The organism is Roseibium sp. TrichSKD4 (genome assembly GCF_000148725.1).
Taxonomy (GTDB): Bacteria; Pseudomonadota; Alphaproteobacteria; order Rhizobiales; family Stappiaceae; genus Roseibium.
In genome coordinates, this window is record NZ_GL476320.1 from 1,119,776 (window position 1) to 1,145,106 (window position 25,331).

Annotated in this window: 19 protein-coding genes and 2 pseudogenes; 12 read left to right on the forward strand and 9 right to left on the reverse strand. The window is 52.5% G+C overall.

Translation table 11 applies throughout. From position 1 onward, the window contains the following. The 9 genes and pseudogenes from TRICHSKD4_RS31885 to TRICHSKD4_RS25935 form a co-directional block, all read left to right on the forward strand. A pseudogene (locus tag TRICHSKD4_RS31885) lies at nt 1-425 on the forward strand (xanthine dehydrogenase small subunit); the annotation flags it as partial. After that, nucleotides 409-2,769 carry a xanthine dehydrogenase molybdopterin binding subunit gene (xdhB, locus tag TRICHSKD4_RS25900; RefSeq protein ID WP_009760256.1) on the forward strand — a complete coding sequence of 787 codons (2,361 nt, stop codon included), beginning with the start codon at nt 409-411 and terminating at the stop codon, nt 2,767-2,769. The pseudogene TRICHSKD4_RS31885 and the gene xdhB, both read left to right, overlap by 17 nt. Beyond that, complete coding sequence (gene xdhC / locus TRICHSKD4_RS25905; protein ID WP_009760257.1) at nt 2,766-3,752, forward strand: xanthine dehydrogenase accessory protein XdhC; 987 nt, start codon at nt 2,766-2,768, stop codon at nt 3,750-3,752. The genes xdhB and xdhC overlap by 4 nt, the downstream gene beginning before the upstream one ends. Before the next feature lie 41 nt (nt 3,753-3,793). Next, on the forward strand, nt 3,794-5,362 hold the full coding sequence (locus tag TRICHSKD4_RS25910; RefSeq protein ID WP_009760258.1) for an ABC transporter ATP-binding protein: 1,569 nt from the start codon (nt 3,794-3,796) through the stop codon (nt 5,360-5,362). After that, complete coding sequence (locus TRICHSKD4_RS25915; protein ID WP_009760259.1) at nt 5,362-6,456, forward strand: ABC transporter permease; 1,095 nt, start codon at nt 5,362-5,364, stop codon at nt 6,454-6,456. The genes TRICHSKD4_RS25910 and TRICHSKD4_RS25915 overlap by 1 nt, the downstream gene beginning before the upstream one ends. After that, a complete protein-coding gene (locus TRICHSKD4_RS25920; protein WP_009760260.1) occupies nt 6,449-7,363 on the forward strand; it encodes an ABC transporter permease in 915 nt (304 codons plus the stop codon). The genes TRICHSKD4_RS25915 and TRICHSKD4_RS25920 overlap by 8 nt, the downstream gene beginning before the upstream one ends. Before the next feature lie 54 nt (nt 7,364-7,417). After that, entirely contained in the window at nt 7,418-8,482 is a 1,065-nt protein-coding gene (locus TRICHSKD4_RS25925; protein WP_009760261.1) for a BMP family ABC transporter substrate-binding protein, read from the forward strand. Nucleotides 8,483-8,938: 456 nt separating this feature from the next. After that, nucleotides 8,939-10,840 (forward strand): bifunctional diguanylate cyclase/phosphodiesterase, encoded by a 1,902-nt coding sequence (locus TRICHSKD4_RS28660; RefSeq protein WP_009760262.1) that lies wholly within the window; start codon nt 8,939-8,941, stop codon nt 10,838-10,840. 199 nt (nt 10,841-11,039) lie between these two features. Next, entirely contained in the window at nt 11,040-12,497 is a 1,458-nt protein-coding gene (locus TRICHSKD4_RS25935) for an EAL domain-containing protein (RefSeq protein WP_009760263.1), read from the forward strand. Here the strand turns inward: TRICHSKD4_RS25935 and TRICHSKD4_RS25940 are convergent. The 5 genes from TRICHSKD4_RS25940 to TRICHSKD4_RS25960 are packed head-to-tail and all read right to left on the reverse strand — an operon-like array spanning nt 12,494 to nt 17,920. After that, nucleotides 12,494-13,936 carry a M81 family metallopeptidase gene (locus TRICHSKD4_RS25940; RefSeq protein WP_009760264.1) on the reverse strand — a complete coding sequence of 481 codons (1,443 nt, stop codon included), beginning with the start codon at nt 13,934-13,936 and terminating at the stop codon, nt 12,494-12,496. The two genes, TRICHSKD4_RS25935 and TRICHSKD4_RS25940, sit on opposite strands and share 4 nt — an antisense overlap. 15 nt (nt 13,937-13,951) lie before the next feature. Then, nucleotides 13,952-15,862 carry a beta-N-acetylhexosaminidase gene (locus TRICHSKD4_RS25945; RefSeq protein ID WP_009760265.1) on the reverse strand — a complete coding sequence of 637 codons (1,911 nt, stop codon included), beginning with the start codon at nt 15,860-15,862 and terminating at the stop codon, nt 13,952-13,954. Nucleotides 15,863-15,881: 19 nt separating this feature from the next. Next, nucleotides 15,882-16,670, reverse strand: a complete 789-nt coding sequence (locus TRICHSKD4_RS25950) for an SDR family oxidoreductase (RefSeq protein WP_009760266.1) — start codon at nt 16,668-16,670, stop codon at nt 15,882-15,884. Next, a complete protein-coding gene (locus tag TRICHSKD4_RS25955) occupies nt 16,663-17,529 on the reverse strand; it encodes a MurR/RpiR family transcriptional regulator (RefSeq protein ID WP_009760267.1) in 867 nt (288 codons plus the stop codon). Before TRICHSKD4_RS25955 ends, TRICHSKD4_RS25950 begins: the two co-directional genes overlap by 8 nt. 7 nt (nt 17,530-17,536) lie before the next feature. Continuing rightward, a complete protein-coding gene (locus TRICHSKD4_RS25960; RefSeq protein WP_009760268.1) occupies nt 17,537-17,920 on the reverse strand; it encodes a RidA family protein in 384 nt (127 codons plus the stop codon). A 104-nt stretch (nt 17,921-18,024) separates the two neighbouring features. Here TRICHSKD4_RS25960 and TRICHSKD4_RS25965 point away from each other — a divergent pair, with 104 nt between their 5' ends. Genes TRICHSKD4_RS25965 through TRICHSKD4_RS25975 form a run of 3 tightly spaced genes read left to right on the forward strand, consistent with a single transcriptional unit; the run spans nt 18,025 to nt 21,100 of the window. Beyond that, complete coding sequence (locus TRICHSKD4_RS25965; protein ID WP_040617427.1) at nt 18,025-18,525, forward strand: hypothetical protein; 501 nt, start codon at nt 18,025-18,027, stop codon at nt 18,523-18,525. Nucleotides 18,526-18,530: 5 nt separating this feature from the next. Then, nucleotides 18,531-20,015: a M81 family metallopeptidase gene (locus tag TRICHSKD4_RS25970; RefSeq protein WP_009760271.1), complete on the forward strand. Its 1,485-nt coding sequence runs from the start codon at nt 18,531-18,533 to the stop codon at nt 20,013-20,015. 17 nt (nt 20,016-20,032) lie between these two features. Then, the gene (locus TRICHSKD4_RS25975; protein WP_009760272.1) at nt 20,033-21,100 is read left to right on the forward strand and encodes a D-TA family PLP-dependent enzyme; all 1,068 of its coding nucleotides are present in this window, start codon (nt 20,033-20,035) and stop codon (nt 21,098-21,100) included. A gap of 57 nt (nt 21,101-21,157) precedes the next feature. Here TRICHSKD4_RS25975 and TRICHSKD4_RS25980 read toward each other — a convergent pair whose 3' ends face one another. The 4 genes and pseudogenes from TRICHSKD4_RS25980 to TRICHSKD4_RS25995 all read right to left on the reverse strand — a co-directional run bounded on the left by TRICHSKD4_RS25980 (nt 21,158) and on the right by TRICHSKD4_RS25995 (nt 25,325). Then, nucleotides 21,158-22,285, reverse strand: coding sequence for an ABC transporter ATP-binding protein (locus tag TRICHSKD4_RS25980; RefSeq protein ID WP_009760273.1), 1,128 nt, complete (start codon nt 22,283-22,285; stop codon nt 21,158-21,160). A 342-nt stretch (nt 22,286-22,627) separates the two neighbouring features. Next, a pseudogene (locus TRICHSKD4_RS25985) lies at nt 22,628-23,566 on the reverse strand (sugar ABC transporter substrate-binding protein); the annotation flags it as partial. A gap of 30 nt (nt 23,567-23,596) precedes the next feature. After that, a complete protein-coding gene (locus tag TRICHSKD4_RS25990; RefSeq protein WP_009760275.1) occupies nt 23,597-24,439 on the reverse strand; it encodes a carbohydrate ABC transporter permease in 843 nt (280 codons plus the stop codon). Further along, nucleotides 24,429-25,325: a carbohydrate ABC transporter permease gene (locus TRICHSKD4_RS25995; RefSeq protein ID WP_009760276.1), complete on the reverse strand. Its 897-nt coding sequence runs from the start codon at nt 25,323-25,325 to the stop codon at nt 24,429-24,431. The genes TRICHSKD4_RS25990 and TRICHSKD4_RS25995 overlap by 11 nt, the downstream gene beginning before the upstream one ends. Between the last annotated feature and the right edge of the window lie 6 nt (nt 25,326-25,331).

Consider the following 25,331-nt stretch of genomic DNA (forward strand, 5'->3'; position numbering starts at 1 on the left):
TCGTGACCGGGGTATTTGTGCCGCGCCCAACCCTTAATCAGTTGTTTCGCTGTTACAAGATTTCCAAACGCTTTGATCAGGATATTTCGTCAGTCATGGGCGCATTTCGCTTTACCTTGTCGGATGGTGTTATCACCGAAGCGCGGATTGCTTATGGAGGCATGGCCGGCACGCCCAAACGGGCGTCTGAGGCCGAGCGCGCTTTGATCGGTGCGCGCGTAGATGACCCTTCCAGCTGGGTCGGCGCCATGAAGGCCCTGCAGTCAGATTATGCTCCATTGTCCGACATGCGTGCATCTGATGAATATCGCCAGGAAACGGCGCGTGCACTGCTGGTCAAGGCTTTGATGGAAGCAGATGGCACTGATCCAGTGTCTCTGAACGTTCTCAAGCGGCGGGAGGCAGACAATGACCGCGCCGCATAATGCAGAAATGGATAAATCCCTGGGCCATGTCCATAAGCCGCTTAAGCACGACAGTGCAGACAAGCATGTTGCTGGCGTAGCTGCTTACATCGACGATATTCCGGAACCTGAAGATACGCTCCACGTCGTGCCGGTTTGGTCCAAAAAAGCTGTACGTGCCAATATATTATCAGTTGATGTTGATAGGGCAGTTGAACTACCCGGAGTTCTGGCTGTTCTGACCAAGGACGACATTCCGGGCATCAATGATTGTTCGGCAGCCATGGGTGATGATCCGGTTCTGGCGGATGGTGAAATCCAGTTTTTCGGGCAAGCAGTGTGTGCTGTTGTTGCGGTAACCCGAGACATTGCCCGGCGAGCAGGGCTGTTGGTGGACATTCAGTTTGAGACCACTACGCCGATATTGACTGCCGAAGATGCGGTCGATGCCGATACAACTGTGTTACCCGATTATCAGTTCCGCCGTGGTTCACCAGAGACTGGGCTGACGGCCACTGAAATGTCGCTCGCTGGAACCATGCATATCGGTGGTCAGGAGCACTTTTATCTGGAAGGCCAGATTGCGATGGCCACTCCGCAGGAAGATGGCGGCATGTTTGTTCATTCTTCCACCCAGCACCCGACCGAGGTTCAGCACACGGTCGCCAAGGTTCTCGGTGTTCCGGATGCGGCAGTCACGACCGAAATACGGCGCATGGGCGGCGGGTTTGGCGGCAAGGAATCCCAAGCCAATCAATGGGCAGCGCTCGCGGCTTTGGCGGCTGCCAAGACAGGCCGGACCTGCAAATTGAGACTGGACCGGGACGATGACATGGTCATGACCGGAAAACGTCACGACTTCCGTGTCGATTGGCAAGTGGGACACGATCAGGATGGTCGTATCCGAGCGGTTGATCTCAATTTTCTGGCTCGTTGTGGCTATTCGGCGGATTTATCGCTTGGGGTAAATGACCGGACGCTGTTTCACGCAGATTCCAGCTATTTTTATCCAGATGCGGCAATTCGCAGTCGAAGGCTGAAAACAGATACGTGTTCTAACACGGCATTCCGCGGATTTGGCGGTCCTCAGGGCATGTTGGCTGCCGAGCGTTTGATTGATGCGATTGCAATCCGGTTGGGCAAAGACGCGCTTCAGGTTCGTAAGTTGAATTTCTATGACGGCGAGCGAAACCTGACACCCTATGGGATGCCAGTTGAAGAATATGAGGTGATGCATGACCTTATTTCAAAACTGGAAGAAAGCTCAGGTTATTGGGAACGCCGTGAGGCTGTTCGTGCGTTTAATCAGACCAGTCCTGTATTGAAAAAAGGATTGGCGTTGACGCCGGTGAAATTCGGAATTTCCTTTACACTCAAACATCTGAATCAGGCTGGCGCGCTTGTTCATCTGTACACTGACGGTTCGGTTCATCTGAACCATGGCGGCACAGAAATGGGGCAGGGGCTTTATCAAAAAGTCGCCCAGGTCGTGGCCGATGAATTTGGCGTAACGCTCGACAAGGTTCGGATCACGGCGACAAATACGTCCAAGGTGCCCAACACGGGGCCGACGGCAGCCTCGTCTGGTACCGACCTCAATGCGATGGCGGCGAAAATTGCAGCGCGTACCATCAAGGAACGTCTGATCCACTTCCTGTGTGCCGATCACGATGTGACGCCGGACAAAATCCGCTTTGTGGACAATCTGGTTCATGTGGGTGAAACAACGCTGAAATTGGCTGAGGTCGCCAAATTGGCGCACATGGCCCGCATACAAATGTCTCATGCCGGTTTTTACGCGACTCCGGGCATTACCTGGGATCGAGACACTGCGACTGGGCGGCCGTTTTTATATTTTGCCTATGGCGGAGCCTGCGCTGAAGTAACAATTGACACGATGACCGGTGAAATGACCGTCGATCGTGTCGATATTCTGCACGATGTTGGTCACTCACTGAACCCGGCAATTGACATTGGGCAGATTGAAGGCGGTTTCGTGCAAGGCATGGGCTGGCTTACCACCGAGGAGCTTTGGTGGGATGATGAAGGCCGGCTGCGCACGCATGCACCTTCAACATATAAGATCCCAACAGCCTCGGACATTCCGGAGGACTTTCGGGTCAGTCTTTATGAGGGGCGCGGAAACCCTCAAGACACGATCTATCGATCAAAAGCTGTTGGCGAACCGCCGGTTATGCTGGCCAACTCTGTTTTTTGCGCAATCAATGATGCGGTTGCCAGTTTGAAGCCCGGCGTTGTTCCAAATCTGAATGCGCCGGCAACACCGGAAGCGATCATGAAGGCCGTCCGGTTCATGCGGTCCAGCCCCGCGCCCAACCAAACTGCGGGAGAGGCGTTAGAATGAGGGTTTGGGGGCACATTGCAAATACGCTTGACCAAGGCGCTGCATGTGTCCTCGTAACCGTTGCGTCTGTCGCCGGATCAACCCCGCGCGAAGTTGGGGCGCGAATGATCGTGCTGGAGGATGGTGGTTTTTATGGCACCATCGGTGGTGGAACGCTTGAGTTTGAAGCCATCAAAGCAGCCCAGCGGTTTCTGCAAAGCGGTGATACCGGTCTGACGTTGCGAAGAATGTCCCTTGGCCCGGACCTCGGCCAATGCTGCGGCGGGGCGGTTCAGATCGCTTTTGAAGTCTTCTCATCAGACCAGAGAGAGAATGTTACCGAGTTTGCCAAAGCAGAACTGGCTGGTGTTCCTTTCTCAACGCAGGCGAAGGTGAGCGACGGCAAAGTGGAGCGGTCAAACGTGGAGCCCCACGCGCATCGCTTTCATATGGAAAGCGGCTGTTTGCTTGAAACCTTCGGGGAGGCGCGTCGTCCTGTTTATCTGTTCGGGGCAGGGCATGTCGGCAAGGCTGTTGTGCTGGCCCTTGCGCCGTTGCCGTTTCAGCTGACATGGATTGATTCCCGAAAGGACGTCTTTCCTGCCGCTGTTCCGCAAAATGTCAGAATGGTTCATGCGGCAAATCCCGACGATATTTTAGAGAGCGCCCCGGCAGAGGCTCTTGTGCTGGCCATGACCCATTGTCACGCCATGGATGAGGAGGTCATGGCAGCAGCACTTGGGCAGCAGCGTTTCCAGTATTGTGGCGTTATTGGCAGCAAGACAAAGCGCGCCCGGTTCTTGAGCCGGCTGAAAAAGCGCGGACTACCTGCCAGTGTGGTGGCGGACATGGTGTGTCCGATTGGTGTGCCAGAAATTCGATCTAAGCATCCGGCCGCGATAGCAGCTGGTATTGCTTGTGACTTGTTACAACGGGAGGAAATCGCCCAAAATAGGGTGAACCAACCAGAGGGACTTGAAATTATAAGGACAATTAGCCGATAAGTCGGCAAACAGTTGGGGGTGACCAGGTGGCAGATGTGTCAATGGCGGGGGAGGAGCACCGCGCCGCGGCCAGTGTGCGTTCTGAAACGGGAATGTTGCTTGATGCACGTGGCCTGACCAAACGTTTCGGGGACATATTGGCGAATGACCGCGTTGATCTTGCGATCAACAAGGGTGAAATACATGCCTTGCTGGGTGAAAATGGCGCCGGCAAATCCACATTGGTCAAGATGTTTTATGGCTCACTGGAGCCCGATGCCGGAACAATCTCCTGGCAAGGAAAGCCGGTTAGCATAAACAGCCCTGCCGAAGCGCGTGCGCTTGGTATCGGCATGGTGTTTCAGCACTTTTCCTTGTTCGAAGCCTTGAGTGTTGTTGAAAACATTGCCCTTGCCCTGTCGGATGCCGGGGACATGAAGGCTCTGGCACGACGCATTGAAGAAGTGTCGACTGATTATGGGTTGCCACTTGATCCAAACTCAATCGTCGCAGATTTGCCGGTCGGTATCCGCCAACGCATTGAAATCGTGCGGTGTCTTTTGCAAGAGCCGCAACTGATTATCATGGATGAACCAACGTCGGTTCTGACCCCGCAAGAAGCAGACCGTCTGTTTCTGACCCTCCAGCGGTTGGCGAGCGAAGGTTGCGCTGTACTCTACATTTCTCACCGGCTGGAAGAAGTCCAACGCATTTGCCATCACGCGACGATCCTGCGCCATGGCCAGTTCGTAAGCGAATGTGATCCTTCCAAGGAAACGCCCGCTTCACTGGCTCGGATGATGGTCGGAACAGAAGTTGTTGGTGTTTCGCTTGGGGCACATCAGGCAACGGGTGGAACCGTTCGTCTGGGCCTCAGCAACTTGAGCGCAAAGGCGAGTACTCCCTTTGCCACTGAACTCAGAAACATCAATCTCAACGTTCGTGCAGGCGAGGTCATCGCAATTGCAGGGGTTGCCGGTAACGGGCAGGGTGAGTTGTTCGACGCCATATCGGGGGAAATGCGTGTCGACAACGATATGGTTCGTTTCGATGACGTTGCTTGTGGGCATAAAGGTGTCAATTGGCGACGACGCAAGAATGCGGCCTTTGTACCGGAGGAAAGGCTCGGCCATGGTGCCGTGCCAGGCCTTAAGCTTTCTGAGAACATTGTTCTAACTCGCCATTCAACTCGCGATGGCCTGACAGGTGCCGGGTTTGTTTCCACCACAAAAGCGGGTGAACTGGAACAACGGATCAAGAAAAATTACGACGTGCGGATGTCGCATGATGATCCGGAGGCGCGGTCGCTATCTGGTGGGAATTTGCAGAAGTTTGTTGTTGGACGTGAACTTGACCGGAAACCGGGTGTTCTCGTAGTCAATCAACCGACATGGGGCGTTGATGCTGGTGCGGCAGCCTTGATCCGGCAAGCGCTAATTGACCTCGCCCGTGAAGGCTCCGCCGTTTTGGTGATCAGTCAGGATCTCGACGAAATTTTCGAGATTGCCGACCGGATTGCCGTGATTTCCCGTGGGTACCTGTCTGAACCTGAAGACGCCCACACCATGACCCGCGAACGTATTGGTCTGCTTATGGCTGGCGGCGCAGAAGAAAATGCAGGAGCTGCGTGATGCGGATCGAACTCGTTAAACGCAAGGAACACAGCGGAGTGATGGCCTTGCTGTCTCCTGTCATCGCGGTTGGATCGACGCTCATTGCTGCAGCTCTGATTTTTACCCTGACCGGAAAAGACCCGGCGCTTGGCCTCTACAAGTTCTTTATTGAACCGCTTACAGATACTTGGTCGCTGCAAGAGATTGTCGTCAAGGCGACACCGTTGGTGTTAATTGCTTGCGGGCTTGCAGTTTGTTATCTCTCGAACAACTGGAACATTGGGGCAGAGGGGCAGTTTGTCTTTGGCGCAATCTGTGGATCGTTTCTGCCGATCCTCATTCCAGATTTCGCCAATGGTGCAACGCTTCCTTTGATGTTGGTATTCGGCGCTCTTGGAGGAGCGGCTTGGGGGTTGATCCCGGCGCTCCTCAAGACGCGTTTCAACACCAATGAAATTCTGACGAGCCTCATGCTTGTATATGTTGCTGGCCTGCTGCTGGACTATCTTGTTCGTGGTCCCTGGAGAGACCCGGGCGGTTACAATTTTCCTGAATCCCTCATCTTTTCCGACGCAGCAACACTGCCGGTTATCGGGGATGGCCGGATGAGTATCTCTGCGCCGATTGCAGTTTTGGTGGTTATCGTACTGGCTGTGGTTTTGGCAAAAACCCTGAAGGGCTTTGAGATCCGCGTGATGGGGGAAAGTCCTCGCGCTGGTAGCTTTGCAGGTTTTTCCTCAAAACGCCTCACCATCTTCGCTTTTGCGCTTGCCGGCGCCCTTGCAGGCCTTGCAGGGACAATGGAGGTTTCGGGTTCACTTAACCAGTTGTTGCCGACAATCTCCCCAGGGTACGGCTTTACAGCCATTATAGTCGCCTTTCTGGGTCGACTGAATCCGATCGGCATCCTGATCGCCGGTTTTGTGCTTGCATTATCTTACATCGGCGGTGAGGCGGTGCAGGCCTCCATGGGTGTCTCAGACAAGATTACGAGTGTTATTCAAGGGCTGCTGCTCTTCTTTGTGCTCGCTTGCGATACCTTCATTTTGTATCGACTGCGCTTTGTTAAATCTCGCAAGTCTGCTGGCGTTCCGGAGGCATCTCATGTTTGAAGCAGTCCTTTTGACCGTCATCACGGCGGCGACGCCTTTGTTGATCGCTGCGGTTGGCGAGCTGGTTGTCGAACGCTCCGGTGTTCTCAACCTTGGTGTTGAGGGCATGATGATCATGGGAGCCGTGGTTGGCTTTGCTGTTGCCAACCAAACAGGGTCGGGCTCCCTAGGTGTGGTCGCGGCGATTGTTGCTGGAATGGCGATGTCCGCTTTGTTCGGATTTCTGGTGCTCATTTTGGTAACCAACCAAGTTGCTAGCGGTCTTGCTCTGACGATTTTGGGCCTCGGACTGTCTGGTATGATCGGCGAAGCATTCATTGGAGTGCCGGGGCTTCGTCTGCCGGAACTCTACATTCCGGTTCTTTCCGAGATTCCTTTCGTTGGGCCTGTTTTCTTTCAGCAAGATGCGCTGGTTTATGTGAGCTTTCTACTTGTTGGGGCTGTGAGCTACATGCTCTTCAAGACGCGGGCGGGTCTTATCCTTCGCGCCGTTGGGGATAATCATGTTTCAGCCCATGCACTTGGATATTCGGTTGTGCGGGTGAGGTTCATGGCAACCCTGTTTGGCGGCGCCTGCGCCGGGCTTGCTGGAGCTTACATGTCGCTCGCTTATACTCCGCAGTGGGTTGAGAATATGACGGCCGGGCGGGGCTGGATTGCCTTGGCTCTGGTTGTCTTCGCCTCTTGGCTTCCGTTTCGGGTTGTTGCGGGCGCCTATTTGTTCGGCGCGGTGACAGTCTTGACTTTTCATGCGCAGGCACAAGGGCTTGGCATTCCGTCCCAATTCCTTTCCAGCCTGCCATACCTTGCAACAATTGCCGTGTTGGTGTTGATTTCTGCTAATCGCAGGCTAACGCTGGTGAATACCCCGGCTTGTCTTGGCAAGCCGTTTGTACCGGATCGCTAACGACCAGTTCGGCATCAAATGCCGATGAGTAAAGACCAGAAAGGGAATGACGTCATGAAATCCATCCTAAGAGGCGCAGTAGCTGCCTTGGCGCTGACTGCAGCGGGTTCCGTTGCACAAGCGGCAGATCTGAAAGCCTGCTTTGTTTATGTTGGTCCGGTTGGCGACTTTGGCTGGTCTTACCAGCATGATCAGGGACGTCTTGCGGTTGAAGAGCATTTCGGTGACCGCGTGGAAACAGCTTATCTTGAAAGCGTTCCGGAAGGACCAGATGCAGAGCGCGCCATTGAACGGTTTGCCCGCGACGGCTGTGGCCTGATTTTCACGACATCATTCGGATATATGAACCCGACCATCAAGGTCGCGAAGAAGTTCCCGGATGTGAAATTCGAGCACGCAACTGGCTATAAGACGGCTGACAACGTTGCGACATATAACTCAAAGTTCCATGAAGGCCGATACATCATTGGCCAGATCGCTGCCAAGCAATCCAAAACAGGCGTTGCCGGTTATATTGCCTCGTTCCCGATCCCGGAAGTTGTCTCCGGTATCAACGCCTTCATGCTCGGTGCTCAATCGATCAATCCTGATTTCAAGTTGAAGGTGGTGTGGGTCAACACATGGTTCGACCCGGGTAAGGAAGCGGATGCGGCCAAGGCACTGATCGACCAAGGTGCAGACATCATCACCCAGCACACGGATTCCACCGCACCGTTGCAGGTGGCGCAGGAACGCGGCGTGCATGGTTTTGGTCAGGCTTCCGACATGATCAACTTTGCAAAAGATGCGCAGTACACAGCCATCATCGACGATTGGGCACCTTATTACATTGAGCGTGTTCAGGAAGTGCTGGACGGAAAATGGCACTCTCACAGCGCATGGGATGGGATTTCAGAAGGCCACGTTGTGATGGCGCCGTACACCAACCTGCCGGATGATGTGGTTGAAATGGCAAAAGCAACAGAAGCCAAAATCAAAGGTGGCTGGGAGCCTTTCACGGGTCCGATTACAAAGCAGGACGGGACTGAGGCTGCCGCCGATGGGGTGCGTCTCGAAGACGGCGCGATCCTTGGCATGAACTGGTACGTCAAAGGCATCGACGACAAGCTTCCGCAATAAGTCTCGCTGTACAGCTTAAAAATGGTGCTCCCGGACTGGTTGGTTTGGGGGCATTTTTTGTTGCAAGGTTTGATTGCAGTTACAGCCTGAAAATCTCAAGGGGAAAACCTGAACGCGTCACGCCATTGAGATGATCGGTATATTGCGGGGCCACGCGTATATCTCGAATCCCTGCCACTTGGTCAAAAATTCTAATAGGCATCTTTGTGACTCGTAATAATTGTCAGAGGGTTGCACCTCTAAAAGATACTTTATTTCATATGTTTAGCGCATGCCGTTACGGCAAAATACGGTAAAGCCATTGAGAGTTATCACGTGATCCCGGTTTACTGTTACGCGGTTTCGTAAATTCGCGTGCGGTTGGCCAGTATTGTCTATCGCTTGAAATGTTTCGTGCCTGGAAAACGGGAAGCGGCTTTTTGCAGCTCCTTTCGAACTTACGGAAGAAGTTTGTTTATGCTCAAACGAACGGGTTCGTGGAATCTCATTGCTGGCATTGGTCTTGTTTTTGTTGTCGCCACTTTCTTGGCTCATGCATTTTTAAACCGGTCGGAAGAGAATGCCCTGGAGCAATTGCTTGATCGGGCAGGGACGCAGGAAACCCGTATTCTTCGCAACATGGCTGTTCAGGCGTCCAGCACCCTTTCGGAAACTGGGCTCACAGGTCAGCCCTACAACATTTCCATCTCTGGCCGCGCAGCTCTTTCGTACTGGGCTGTGCTGGCCCGCAAGCCAAATAACCTTCCTCCGCAAATTCAGGCCATCGTTGGTGAAGTGGCCACAATTCTTTCGAAGTTCGAACAAGCACTATTTGATAATACACTTGCTATCAGCGCACTAGAACTTCAAGCGCTGCGAATGTCATTTGAAAAGGTGGTTGCAGAACTGGAAGTTAGTCACTTCAATTCGGAAGATCGGCTGAAAGATGATTTTATCGCCAGAGGGCAAGCCAAAAACGCCATTTTCTTTGTGATCTTGACCGTAGCATCCGGCCTAATCGTCATGACGCTCCTGCAAAATAATTGGCTGTTAGATGCCAACGCGAAGATTACAGAAAGTGCACAGCGTTATTCGAGGTTAGCCCGCCATGACGCGCTTACCGATTTACCCAATCGATTGTACTTTGAAGAGGTTTTGGCTGAAGCGCTATCGGAATGGGACCAGAGTGAAACCCTATCGGTTTTGGCACTGGATCTAGACGGCTTTAAGGGTGTGAACGATACACTAGGACATGATGGTGGCGATGCGCTTTTGCGCTCCATAGCATCACGGTTGAAAAACATCGTTCGGAACCTCGATGGCCGCAACTGTGTCGCACGCACAGGCGGGGATGAGTTCGTAATCCTCCTATACCTTCAAACTGGAATTGCAGACCCGCGCCGTATTGCCTCCCGAATATGTTCAGAATTGCAACGACCATTTGAAACGGAATACGGTCACATCAAAGTTGGTGGGTCTGTTGGTTATACATTTGCCCGAGCGGATGTTTTGGAGGCTGATGTTCTTCTAAAGGAAGCTGATCTGGCATTAATGGAAGCAAAGTCTTCGGGCCCAGGTTTGTCTCGTCCGTACAATTGCACAATGATGGAGGACCTAAAGCGTCGGCTCAAAATTGAGGCGGACCTAGGTAGTGCGATCGATGCCAACCATATTCGCGCGTTCTATCAACCTCAGTTTGATCTTCAGACCGGGCGCTTGATTGGCGCAGAGGCATTGGCCAGATGGAAACACGCGGAATTAGGGCAGATTTGGGCTGCGGAGTTTATTCCAATCGCAGAGGCGAATGGGGATATTGTGCGGCTTGGCAAGCTGATATTTGAACAGGTTTGTGCGGAAGTAGCACAGATGCCGCACCATCTCACTGTTACAATCAACGTGTCTTTGGCCCAGTTGATGGAAGCAGAATTTCCGACTTTTGTCAGAGATATGCTTGTGAAGACAGGCGTGTCTCCAGCCCGGATTATTCTTGAGTTTCGCGAACATACCCTTTTGGTCAACCCGCATTACGTTCGCCAGGCAATCGTAAGCCTGCAAGCTTTGGGTGTGAAGATATCCTTGGGGGACTTTGGAACTGGAACGGCCCGCATTCAAGATGTTCTTCAAGTTCGCTGGAACGAGATCAAAGTCGACAAGTCGCTGTCCGGACTGGATGAACCAGATGGTGTTGTGCCGCCGATTGTGAATTTGATCCAGCATATTAGCGGGCATGTTCAATCAAGCTTGCTTGTTGGTGGGATTGAAACCGAACACCAAAAGGCCGGCTTTTCCGAGGCCGGATTTGCTCATGGTCAGGGATATTTCTATTCTGAGGCACTCCCCAAGGATGAATTTGAAAAAGCGTATCTGATGACAGGCTGAGCAGGCTTTGATCTGCTGTCTGCCAAGAGTGACCAAGGGTTAGGTATTTTGGCTAAATTTTTTCCGATTGATTTATTCGCGACTTAAAACCACCTCCTTACAATTTACAGGTGTGCTATGGCTGCCGCGCTTTTTCGTCAGGTTTGGGTCGGCGGAAACGCGAAACTGGTTCGACGGGGGCTTCGTTGGAGGATCGTTGTTGATTGATCCACTCGAAATGCAGGTGAGTGTCTGGGCGATTTATACGGCCTGCTTTCTTCTGGTTTGCCTGAGTGTTTTTGTCATTACCTTGGTTTGGCATTCCCGTCGACTGAATGCTGATTGTCTGGAAAAAGACGAAGCAATTCATACAGTGCGGAATCTTGATCTGGAAACTGGGATTCCAAACCAACAGGCATTCATTTCTCAAGTCGACCTAAAGTGCGGTCAATCCAATGGTACGGGCACCACTGCCTTGTTTGTCATTGGCTGTAGTAGTCCAGTCAACAGTGTCCATGAGGGTGTCTGTCAAGCGGACCGTTTTTTGTCTGCTGTCAGTCCAATATTGCTCCCATTGCTGCGGCGCTGGGACAATGCCCCACTGATTGCAAGAGGTCGTACAGGCTGCTTTCTCTGTTTGCTCCATCTGCACCCAAATCATCAAATTGGCAGCGTCTCAGAGGACATCCTTTCTGAAATCAAGGACTACGTGGGGATGAAATATGAAGACAGCATGTTGCGACCTGCAATTGGTATTGCACTGTGTGAGCAGGATGGTGGTGATCCTTCGGAACTCATTTCGCGTGCGCAGCTAGCTTTTGAAGAGGCGGTTGACGTCCGGCACGAAGACTATTCCGTGTTTCACCCAAGCTTGGTTACACCTCAAATCCGCCGCGAAACGATAGCGAAAAATATTGGCCACGCCGTAGAACACAAACTTATCCGACCACATTTCCAACCGTGTTTTGATGCGCGGAGCGGGCGGGTTTTCGGGCTGGAAGCTTTTGCACGGTGGCATCACCCCAAGCTTGGATGGATTACGCCGCCCGAATTCTTGCCTTGTGTTCGCACCTCAATGCTTCATGCAGATCTTGATATCAGTGTCTTGGATCAAGCTTGTGCCGATATGTGCCGTTTGTCTCAGCAGGTACCTGTCACAATCAATTTGTCAAAAGAAACGATTTTGAATGACGATTTGGCTCTAATAGTCGAACGGGTCCTGTCAGTTTACGGTTTAAAACCGCAGCAATTGGTTTTTGATATTGGGGAAGGTGCCATCGAAGCTGCGGGAAGCAGATCCATCCAGACTTTGAGAGGATTGCAGGGCCTGGGAACTAAACTCTGTCTTGATGGGTTTGGTTGGGGAGGTGCGCGTTCGTTTCGGAATCTGTCTGTTATTGATTGGGATATGGTCAAGTTTGACCCCGAGTTGATCAGTCAGGCACTTGAAGACATACCCACCAGGACGCTCGTTAATGGACTTATGAAAGCAACCTCTGATATTGGGATTACACCGCTAGCCAAAAATGTCGAAACTGCTGAGCAGCGTGACTTTCTGTTGGAGGTCGGAGTCTTCCACGCCCAAGGATTCCTTTACTGCGGACCGTTGGCGTTTGAAGAACTGGATAAAATATTCGATGAGCTAGATGCCTTGGGCGGTGTTGCGGCACTTGCTTAAGGTTTTTGCGAAACACGCGCTGACAGATGCGCTTTTGGTGTGAATTCAAAATCGGTTTCAAACGGAAAGGTTGGTTTGCTGCGATTGTTGATTTCGAGTGTGGAATGATCTTGCTGAACAGCTCCCTCGGTCAAAGCCATGATCGCCGGATTGGCAACACCAGCAATTTCCGTGACTAAGTATCCAGCCTTCACGATCAACGTTCTTGCATCCGCAAGCTCGATGCCAAATTTTTCAATGTCCGAAAGGTGATGGAATGGGCGTCTTTGTTCGGTCAAGATGATGATGTTATCTGCCAGATCGATTGCTACTTCGCGGTTTTTCTCCGCTGCTGCACCGCAGATGGCCTTTACAATCGCGGTTCCTGACACTTTGGGGCACTTGCTTCCGAGTTCGGCTCCCATCACGACATCTATGGATGCGCCAACTCCGGCTTCGGCGCAACTCCTCGCCATCGAAGGGGCAGTGATACCTGCAAATACACCGCCTTTCATGCCTTCATCAAGCCAGAGTTTCAGAAGGTCTGTACGGTCTCCAACGCCGCCCCCGGTCGGGTTGTCTCCACTGTCGGCGAGAACAATTGGCGACGTTGTTAGTTTGGAGGCGTATTTGATAGCGTCTTTCAGGGAAAGGGCCGGAACTCCAAACGTAAAGTCACGTCGGCTCTCCCAATAGCGGGCAGCGATGCGTTCGGCTGATTTCGCAATAATGACAGGATCGGTTCCGGTCACCACTGCTGCAGCTGTTGCACGTTTGGTATCGGCCCAGACATAGCCAACCATCAAATTGGCATCTGTAACACCGTCCAGTTTGTTATCGTGGCAAAGTCCTTTGTAAAGGCTTTGGGCAGGTTCATCGACTGTGCTTGTTTTTTCGCCCGGTAACAAAACAGGAATCGGAGCCCATGCGACATAGCGTGGTTCTCGATCCTTGAGCATCGCAACAAGCTGATTGAGGGCCCTTTGATGTGTTTCCCGAACATCGATATGCGGAGCAGTGCGGTAAGCGCAGAAGACGTCGATTTGATCGATGATTTTCTGCGTGACGTTGCCATGAAGGTCGTAGCTGACTGCGATTGGGATCTTATCACCGACTGCGTGTCTCACAACGCTGATCCAATCCCCTTCAACATCTTCCATTTGAGACACGTGCATCGCGCCATGCATCAGCAACAGGACCGCATCATGTGGGCCTGTTGCTTGAAGCTCCTTCAAAAACCGTACCTTGAATGCTTCGTAGCAATCGCTTGTGACCGGACCACCGGGAATTGAGCGGGCATGGAAAAGCGGTTGGAGTTGTACTCCCTCAGGCGAGGAAGTTTCGCCCAGAACCTGATGGAGCAGTGCATCCCCAGTCGTGAGCAGAAAATCATCTGTTGTTTGCACAACAGGTGAATAGGTGCTGCACTCGGTATGAATGCCTCCAACCGCTATTTTCATATTCTTACCCGAGGTTTAGAGGTTCGGGAAATGGTGGCTGAGGGCGACGAACCGTTGCCAGTTCTTGTTTTGGGGATCTGTCCAGCCCGCTTCAGCCACTGCAAAAAGGCGCGGAAACACCATGTGGTTGAAAATCGTCTTGTTGGTGATGTGTTCACACCAAATGCAGGCTTGTACGCCTTTCAAACGATCCGCGACATCATCATCAAGCCCGGTGGCGGCTTCAAATGCATAAGCAGCTTCGGGTGTTGTGTAACCCGCCCAGCCTGCGCCCGGTTCTTCCCAGCCTTCGGATTGGGCCATATCGAGATAATAGGCCTGACCCGGACTACAGACGACCTCGTAACCTTCCTCGATGAGTTTTTTGGTCAGTTCCGGTTTTTGCCAAGCAACGAGCAGAGAACCATCTGCATCCACACCGCCGCCGTGGGACACTTCATCCCAACCAGCAAGTTTGCGATTATGCTTCTTCAAGATAGCTTGTGCCTTGCGCAGGAAATACGCCTGAAGCTCCATTGTGCCTGAAAGGCTTTCAGCCTTCATCAGGTCTTGGGCATTGGGCGATTCCAGCCACGATTTTTCATCCACTTCATCGCCGCCAACGTGAATGTATTCACTTGGGAACAGATCTGCTACTTCAGCAAAAACAGCTTCCAAAAACTCATAGGTTTCGGGAATTGCAGGGTTCAGAGCGTTGTTCGCGTACCCTTGAACGGAATGATAGGATTCTTCACGCTCATCCGGGTCGGTCAGGTTGGGGTAGGCTTTGAGTACTGCCGTGCAATGACCGGGAATATCGATCTCCGGAACGACCGTTACATTAAGGCTCTCCGCATGAGCGACGATGTCGCGTACTTCTTCCTGCGTGTAGAAACCTCCATATGTCTCGTCTCCATAACCATGTTGCGAGACCAACGGCAGGTGCGGCCCACGAAACGCTCCAGTCATGGTGAGTTCCGGATAAGCCTTGATTTCAAGACGCCATCCCTCGTCATCGGTCAGATGCCACTGAAAGACATTCATGCGGCTCCATGCCAGAATGTCCACGAACCGCAGGATGTCTTCTGTTGGCCAGAAATGGCGTGAAACATCGAGATGGGAAGCGCGCCACTCAAACCGCGGCACATCCGTGATAATGCCTTCTGCTGGGGTCTGAAACTTGGCCGGATCACTTTGTGTTCCGTAAAAGATCTGGGCCAGAAGTGTCAGGCCGTAATCCCGACCAGCGTCGGACGAAAATGATAGTTCTACCGTTCCATCGGAGAACTTCAGAGAATAGCCGTCGTTTGAAAATCCATCGGTTTGTTTGAACGCAATCGCCATTCCATCTTTGGTTGGCGTCATTCGAAACGGATTGGCGCAATCTGGAAATAGCCTTGTAGTCAGAGCATCGATTTTCAGAATTGCAGCCTTGTTTTCGCTGGTGCAATCCTCAGAAGGATAGAAACGAACTATGCCAGCGCGATAGGATGAGATTGATACCTGATGCGGGTAAGGAACAGCATAAACAGGTGTGTCAATTACGCCTTTTGGAATGTGACGCAGTTCGCCGCTGTCGCGATCTTCCGGGCGTTGCAGATCGGAGACTTGAACAGGTACTACAGCGTCATCAATAAGCGCGTAGGCGGACTTTGGACCATCGACCCGGTGTCGCGGAGGCATTTCGATTTCTTCGACGGTGAAATCCCAAGTCTCACCCGGTTGAAGCACGAAGCCTTCTGGAGGTGCGATTTCATGAAAATTGGCGACGCGACGAAGCAAGGTGCCATTGCTTATTCCGGAACCTCGAACACATCGTGACATGGCAGAGTAGGCGAGAGTGAAGCCGGATAAAGCTGTCTTGCCGTAGTTCGACAGCGAAAGCGCAAAGGCGTTTTTTGTGTTTTCCGTTGCCGGAACAAATCGAGCTTCGAGACTAAGCGTCATGGAATGATCCTGTACGATACTAGAAATCAGCAGATTGCGTGAAAGTGCGGGGCAGGGCCGGGGAACCACAGGTCAGCCCACTGTCGATGGGCAGACATATGCCGGTGATGCACTGTGCGTGAGGAGAGGTGAGGAAGGTTACTGCTTGCGCAATGTCTTCAGGCGTTGGCAGTTGTTTGAGTGGGTACCACGTCAAGGCTTCATCAAAAACGTTGGGATTGACAGAAGTTCGGTCTACCCAAGCTTGGGTTCGAACCGTTCCCGGTGCAATCGTATTGGCCCGCATCCCAAATTTTCCGTATTCAACGGCGAGTTGGCGGGTTGCGTGGATCAATCCCGCCTTAGCGGCGGAATATGCCGGGTGCCCATAGGTTCCAAGGCCGTTGACTGACGCTATGTTGATGACATTGCCGCCGTCTTTCAGATCAGCTTCAAACGCCTTGAAGCAGGCAAGGGCCGCTTTGAGGTTGAGACGCAGATCCTTGTCGAGCGAGTCGCTGGTCATATCCTGATAGCTGTAGGCCATACCGGCACCAGCGTTGTTGACCAATATCTTGACTGTGCCCCAAGCAGATACGTCTTTTCCCATCTGTTCAACTGCTTGGTGGTCAAGCAGGTCAGTCTGAAATCCACGGGCTTCTATGCCGTTTTGCGCGAATCTGGAAACTGTTTCATCCAGTGCCGCGCGGTTGATGTCGACAAGAGCGATACGATGTGAGGTTCCTAGCGCCTTGGCGATTGCACTGCCAATTTCGCCGGCACCGCCTGTCACAACAGCAACAGGACGTTTTTCGTCAGCTTTAGTCACCAAGGGCCTCCTTGTCGTTTTCATCTCTGGCATTGGTCAATTGGTGCTTGACCCGGCGAAGGCTTTCCTGAGCCGGTGCAGCGCGCGAAATGGCAACCAATGTGGCCAGCACGTCAACCACATACAAAAAGGCATAGCGGCTGCTGCTTGGACGCAGGATGTGCCCGTGCTCGGGTACGTCGATGGGGATTGTTATGTTTGCAGCTTTTGAAACGGGTCTTCCGGGGCGAGTAAGAGCGATCACCGTTGCGCCATAAATTTGGGCAGCTTCCATGGCTTCAACGAGAGGGTCATTACGACCGGATACAGAGGACGCAATAACCACATCGCCTGCAGCAAGGGTCGCGCTCTGCATCAATTGAATCGCGTGGTCAGTGGAACTCGTCGCACGCAGACCCAACCGAAACAGGCGGTTGCGCAGTTCCTCTGCGATCATTGAGGATGTGCCACCAGATCCGAAGGACACAACATAAGAGGCCTTTGATATGGCTTGTGTTGCGGCTTCAATCGCCTTCAGGTCCAATTGGTCCCGAACAAGGGTCAGTATGTTTTGGCTTTGCGCCAAAAGACTATCGGCAACGTCTGTGGGTTGATCACTGGTTTCATTGACTTCAAGGTAGCGCAAACCGGCAAAGGTGGCCTGAGCAAGCTGAACCTTGAAGGCTGTGAAGCTTTCACATCCCAAACGGCGCGCAAAGCGGGTGACAGTTGGCGGCGAGACGCCTGCTTTCTCCGCGACCTCGGTTATACCGGCATGCACAATGAATTCGGCATTGCTTCGGATCAGGTCGGCAAGAATTCTCTCGGATTTGGAGAGCTCTGAGGCCTTGTCATGGAGAATGGACAGAACGTCTCGCATATCAGACCTACGGTTTCTTGTAGGCGATACAGTCAATTTCGACTTTGCAATCGACCATCATCGTAGCTTGAACGCAGGCACGCGCAGGCGGATGCTCGCCAAAGTAACTTTTGTATACGCCGTTGAAAGACCAAAAATCGCGTGGGTCATCGAGCCAAACACCGCAGCGAACAACGTGTTCCAAACCGTACCCGGCTTCTTCAAGGATAGCGATCACATTTTTTATCGTCAGATGGGTCTGCTCAACGATTCCATTTCCGACAATTTCTCCGTCTTTCATTGCGACTTGACCAGAAACATATAGCCATCCATCAGCCTCGACAGCACGTGCGAAAGGAAGGTTCTGGCCACCTGCACCGGACTTTTCTGCCCCAATTCGTCTGATCGACATATCGTCTCCAATTTGAAAAGGATTTACATTGTGGTTTGATATTGGTGTTATATCATCCCTATAGTGGATGAAAATCAACACCGAAAGCGAAAATGGTTTCCGTAATGAGTGATTTAGTTGTGTCTGAGCGCAACCCGTTCGAAGGAAAAGATGTTGACCGAACGGAAATATGGAACATGTTGGTCCAGCGCGATATTGATGCATTTGTCAGTGCCGACTGGTCGATGGTGCAAAATGACTTCATCGAGGACGAGTTTTTCGGGGTTGATGGCGACAAGGGTGCCAATCCAGACGGCTGGCGCATGCGCTTTCCGAGCCTTGCCGAGTACAGGGATGAGTGGTTGCGGCAGGCAGTCGAGTTTCAAAAGACTGACTTCGCCGAAGATGCACGCGCTGCGATTTTCGATACCACCACGTTGGTGGACATTGAGATTTCAGGTGCCCGGGCTATCGCGCACAAGAAATTTGACGGCAAGATCAAGAAAGCTGATGGAACCAGTGATCGGCTGCTGTGGCAGACACTTTACTTCTGTAAGAAAACACCAGAAGGCTGGAAGATCACCGGCTTTTGCGGGTATTTGCCTAATCCGTTGGGAGCTGCTTGATTCAGATGTCTGTAAAACGCGTTTTTTCAGCAGCTCTTGCCACTGAGACCAATACCTTTTCCCCGATCCGTGTCGATTTGCGGGCTTTTGAAGCGTCATTGTTGGCGCGTCCGGGCGAGCATCCCGATACTCCGACCTTATGTTCTGCTGTCATTCCTGTTGGCCGGGAGTTCTGCAAGCAAAAAGGGTGGGAGTTGGTCGAAGGGACAGCTGCCTGGGCTGACCCGGCCGGGCTTGTTTCCAGGCCAGCATTTGAAGGGCTGCGGGATGAAATCCTTGATCAGCTGAAAGAGGCAATGCCGGTTGACGGCGCTGTGATCGGAATTCACGGGGCAATGGTTGCCGATGGATACGACGATCCGGAGGGCGATTTCCTCACGCGTGTGCGAAACATTATAGGGTCAGACATTCCGCTTATTGTCACCCTTGATCCGCATAGTCATCTGACAGCCAAGAGAGCTGCAGCTGCAGATGCCTTGATTGCCTTTAAGGAGTTCCCGCATACGGATTTCGTCGACCGGGCTGAAGATGCATGGACAATTGCGGATGCTGCGATTGAAGGGCGTGCTGCACCTCAGGTCTCTGTGTTTGATTGCAAGATGATTGACGTGTTTCCAACATCCCGCCAGCCAATGCGGGGGTTTGTCGACGCTTTGTTCGATTTGGAACGGACCGATCAAAAGGTTCTTTCCACCTCGGTTATTCACGGGTTCATGGCAGGTGATGTACCTGAAATGGGAACGAAGATCGTCGTTGTAAGTGATGGTGCCTCGGATTATGGGCAAAGCATTGCCCAGGAGCTGGGTGAGAAACTATTTGAGATGCGCGGTCAGGTGCGCAGCCCGGAAGTCTCCGTGAGCGAAGCGTTTGATAGGGCCTTGTCAGTGAAAGATGGCCCTGCCGTGATTGCAGATATGTGGGACAATCCGGGCGGCGGAACAGCTGGTGATGCCACCGTTATTCTGGCAGAAGCTATAAGTCGCAATCTTCAGGGCATTGCCTTTGGATCTATCTGGGACCCTGTTGCTGTTCAGTTGTGTCATGCGGGGGGAGAAGGTGCTGAGATGGAACTGCGGTTCGGTGCAAAATCCGCACCCGGGTGCGGTGATCCGATTGATGCAAGAGTTAAGGTCATTCGCAACATCGCCAACGCAGAACAAAAGTTTGGCGACAGCTTCGTTCCAATCGGCGATGCCAGTTTGATCAACGTGAATGGTATTGAGGTTATTCTCAATTCAACGCGTGCCCAATGTTTTGATACAAGTCTGTTTGAGATTTTCGACATTGATCCGAAGGCGCGACATATTCTGATTGTTAAGTCGACCAACCACTTTCAGGCGTCTTTTTCACAAGTCAGTGACACGATCCTGTATTGTTCTGCGGGAAGTCCTTATCCGAATAATCCGGCAACGACGCTCTATCGTCACGCACCGCGAGATATTTGGCCAATTGTTGAACGCACATCACCGCATGATGAAACGCCGGCTTGAGGGTAGGGAGTGGTGGCATGACCAAGGGCACACATATTGATCAATTGCAGACACCTGTTGCAATCATTGATGAGGATGTGATGGACGCCAACATCAAGGTGGTTCAACGCTATTTTGATGAAATTGGCCGTTCTTTCCGTCCGCACATCAAGACGCACAAGATACCCGCCCTTGCGCGCAAACAGGTTGAAGCTGGTGCAATCGGGATCAACTGTCAAAAGATCAGCGAAGCGGAAGTGTTTGCCAATGCCGGCTTTAACGACATTCTGATCACATTCAATATGCTTGGAGATGACCGGTTGGCGCGGCTCAAAGCGTTGAATGACCGGGTAGGTTTGCAGGTTGTTGCCGACAATGAAGTGGTTGTCCGCGCGCTTGCCTCCACTTTTGCCAAAAACGCCCCGCTCAAGGTGCTGGTTGAGTGTGATACGGGCGCGGGGCGAAACGGTGTTCAGTCTCCGGAAGACGCGTTGGCTCTTGCGCTGAAGATCAATGCGGAAGAGGGGCTGACATTCCATGGTCTGCTAACCTATCCAAAGGCCAACACGGAAGACGCAGTTGAGGCGTTCTTCAGCAAAACGATCAGCTTGTTAAAGGAACAGGGCTTGGCATGCCCTGTTGTCTCTCATGGCGGGTCTCCAAGCTTACTGGATTCACATCTGGTGAAATCAGCAACCGAACATCGGGCTGGAACTTATATTTTCAATGACCGGGCCATGGTGCGTGCTGGGTTGTGTGACTTTGACGATTGCGCAATGCATGTTGTTGCAACAGTCGTTTCAAGGCCAACAGAGACGCGAGCGGTGCTGGATAGTGGTTCCAAGGCATTGACCTCGGACCTTTTGGGGTTTGAGGACTACGGCCATGTCGTCGACTATCCGGAAGCTTCGATCACAGCCTTGAGCGAAGAACATGCTGTGGTGGATTTGTCCAAGTGCTCGAAAAAGCCTGAAATCGGTGAGCGATTGCGGATCATCCCGAACCACACCTGCGTTGTTTCAAACCTTTATGACCAGCTGGTGTTTCACAAATCCGGGCACGTGAGTGCCGTTGAAACGGTGGCTGCGCGTGGATGCGTCACCTGATCCGATTTGGTTTTGATAGCTTAAAAAAATATGGCCGGGAAATCCCGGCCATTTTCATTAGATATGCATTTGGGATGGGTCAATTTCGCTCATTGAGATGGACCGTTCATATGCTGATCCGTCTTCACGGAACAGATGGCAATCGGCACCATTTGCACCCATCGTCAGGGTCTCACCGACACGAGCAGGTGCATCGCCTGGCAGGAGGCTGCAGAACACATGATCGCTGCCTTCCAGTGAGGAATAAGTAACAGTGTGAATGCCAAGTCGTTCAACAACATTCGGGACGACGTCGAAGGATGCTTCGGCGTCTTTTAGCTGAATATGTTCCGGGCGCAGACCCAGCGTTAGCTTCTTGCCTGACACATCTTCATTTGTCTTGACCGCAACTGTCAGCTCCGACCCATTCGGCAGGGTGACTGTTGCCCCGTTCTCGGTGGTCGCTTTTCCTGTCACGTGAATGAAGTTCATCTTCGGGTTGCCGATGAAACCAGCCACAAACATGTTTTTCGGCGTGTGATAGAGTTCAAGCGGGGTTCCCACTTGTGAAATGACACCGCCATCCAACACAACGATCCGATCGGCCATAGTCATGGCTTCCACCTGATCGTGTGTGACGTAAATCATTGTCGCATCAAGGTCGTTGTGAAGTTTTGAGAGCTCCACACGCATTTCCGCACGAAGGGCCGCGTCAAGGTTGGACAGAGGCTCGTCGAACAGGAAGACCGACGGTGCGCGTACAATCGCACGTCCGATAGCGACACGCTGACGTTGACCACCGGACAACTCGCCCGGCTTGTGATGCAGTCGGGATTCCAATTGCAGGATCTTGGCCGCTTGTTGAACTTTTTCCTCCACCTTGTCATTTGGTAGGCGTTCAACACGAAGCGGGAAGGCGATGTTCTCGTAAACGCTCATATGCGGATAAAGCGCATAGGACTGGAACACCATGGCAATGCCACGTTTGACCGGAGGAAGTGCGTTCACAACTTTCTTGTCGATGGAAACATCGCCGCCAGAAATTTCCTCCAGACCAGCGATCATGCGCAACAGCGTTGACTTGCCGCAGCCAGAGGGGCCAACGAAAACCACAAATTCCCCATGCTGCACGTCAAGGGATACGCCCTTGATAACTTCAGCACTGCCGTAGCTTTTGCGAACGTCGCGCAGCTGCAACTCGCCCATGATTGTTTCCTTCTTTCCATAGGGCCGGGCCCCGATAGTCGGGGCCCGGTTTTTAGTTCAGGGAAAAGGTTACTTGACCTCTTCGAGCTGCTGGGCTGCGTACTCGACAGCTTCAGCGGCTTCAACTTCACCAAGGACGACGGATTGCAGTGCTTCGTTGATTGCATCCTGCATACCAACATAATCGGTGACGAACGGCTCTGGACCACCATCCGGGATCGCGGACAGGAACGGCGCCCATGTCGGATCCTTTGCAGCCAGTTCACGAACCTGCGGCATGTCGCGCAGCGGAGTGAAACCTTCGCCCAGTTCAAAGCCAACCTGGTTTTCAGGATTGGTCAGCAGCTTGCCGAGAGACAACGCCTGCTCTTCAACACCAGAGCCCTTGAAGATCGCAAGAGAGTCGGTGATCAGAAGAGTTCCGGACTTGCCGCTTGGACCAGCCGGGACACGCGCAACACCCCAGTTTACGTCACCGACCTGAGAACGCTCCCATGGGCCAGAGATGAACATGCCGATCTGGCCTTCAGAGAAGAGAGGACGCAGTTTCGCACGGTCATAGGCAACCGGGCCAGGTTGGGAAACTTCGGCGAGCTTGCCGTAAAACTCAACGGCTTCAACGGTGTTCGGAGAGTTGAATGTGATTTCTCCGTCTGCGTTGATGACTTCACCGCCATTGGAATAAAGGTAGTTCAGGAACTGGTGCATCGTGTTGTCGAAGGATGCAGCAGCAAGGCCAACACCATTGGCGTCAGTCTTTTCCTTGATTGCCTTGGCGGCGCTGTACATTTCATCCCAGGTTTTTGGCGGGGATTCTGGATCGAGACCGGCTTCCTTAAAGAGGTCTTTGTTCCAATACAGGGCCTTTGTAGAGAACGCGCGCGGGAGGCCCCACTGTTTGCCGTCAGCCGTGATCGTACCAAGGATCGGAGCGGCGTATGTTGCCTTTTCCTCATCGGTCATGTCGACCGAAATGATCAGGTCGTTCTTCGCCAGCTGCTTCAGCGTCCGGGAGCCCATGTATGCGATTGCTGGCGGATTACCAGCAGATGCAAGTGTTGTGGACTTTTCCTGACACTGGCCCCACGGCACAAATTCCACATCAACCTTGTAGCCTTCGTTGGCTGCTTCCCATTGGTTGATGACTTCAGCTTGCAGCGGAATACCGGCACCGGTGTTGTCGCCGCAAACGATCATGTGAAGGCGCTGGTCTTCTGCAGCTGCACTACCGGCAGCAGCAAGTGCGAATACACCACCTAAAAGCAAAGACTTGAGTTTCATTGCTGTTTCCCTTTCTTGGAGTGTTTACTTTTATTCTTTCACCGCACCGGCCGTGAGGCCTGCAACGATGTATTTTTGTAGGAACACATAGACGATGAGCACCGGCAGGATACCGACGAGGCTCGCGGCCATGAGTTCATTCCAAACCACTTCCTGACGGCCGAAGAACTGGAACAGTCCGACAGGCAGCGGGTTGAGCTCGTTCACCGAGTTGAAGGTGAGGGCGTAGATGAACTGTTGTGCATAGGCCGTGATAAAGGCCGTGATGGACACAACAACAATTCCGGGGAGGGCGACCGGGATAATTACCCGGACCAGTGTGTAGATGCGGCCTGCGCCATCGACCCAGGCAGCTTCTTCAAGTTCCTTTGGAATGCGCACCAAATAGGAGCGAAGCAGCCAGATGCCGGTGGGGATCACAAAGGCTGTGCCCGGCGCGATCATTGCGAAGTACGTGTTCAGCAATCCGTATTGCTGCATCAGCCGGAACAACGGAATGATCAAAACGGCGCCTGAGAACATGTTCACCGCAATGAACAAGCCGAGCAGAGTATTGCGTGCCGGAAACTCAAAGCGAGAGAAGGCGTAAGCGGCTGGAATAATGCAGAATAGGCCGAGAACTGTAATCACCGTTGCGATGAAGAACGAGTTCAGCATGTACATCCAAAGGAGCGGTACGTTTTCCCACATGGTGAAATAAGCATCAAAGCTCATTTCATCGGTGATGAACTTGTATGGAACCGAGAACAGGCTGGACAGGGGCCGCAGGGACACCACGAAGGCCTCGACAAACGGAGCAAGTACGAATGTCAGGAAGACGGCCAGCCCGGCATAGATGAGGACGTATTCGTACCAGCGATACTTATTTAGCATTGTGCGGACTCCGTTTCGCCAGACGGTTCAAAAGCAGGAAGTAGACCAAGGTGAAACATCCAAGGAACATCACAATCATCACGGTCCGCGCGGCGCCTTCGCCGTATTTGAAGCGGCTGATAGCGGTCTTATAGGTGTCGATGATCATCGTCGTGGTCGCGTTGCGTGGACCACCCTCAGTCAGGATCCAGATGATATCGAAGGAGTTGAAGGTCGCGATGGCCGACAGGAGCGCCATGGTCGCTATTGAGGGAATAATTAGCGGCAAGGTAATGCGCCGGAAGCGATACATGCGCGAGGCGCCATCGACCCAGGCTGCTTCATATAGGTCTTTCGGGATCGATTGCATGGCGGCGAGCAGATAAAGCGTGACCATGGGCACACCAATCCAGACATCTGTCACAATCGTGGAATAGAACGCAGAATTCTTGTAGGCGAGGAATTCAAATGGCCCATCGATGAGGCCAATCCGCTGCGCCATTCCGGAAATCATTCCGAATTGCCCGTTATACATCCAGCCCCAGATAAAGACGCCAATTGCAATCGGGATGACCCAAGGTGGCATGACAAGCACGCGGAAGAGCACTCTTCCGGGAACTGCGGCGTTTAGGAGCACAGCCCCGACTGTGCCGATCAGCATTTTGAGAGCCACAGACAGGCTCATCCAATAGAAGGTTCGTGCGATCACTTCGGGGAAGCGGCGCGACATGATCTTCTCGTAATTGTCTAGACCTACATATTCGTAGTTCTGGCTCAACGTCGTATTGGTGAACGACAAACGGAAGGTTTCATAAAGCGGATACGCCACGATCGCGATCATCACGGCGGATGCCGGAATGAGCAGCATATAGGGGAAGTAATCTCGTTCTGTTTTTGCGACAGCCATATTTCC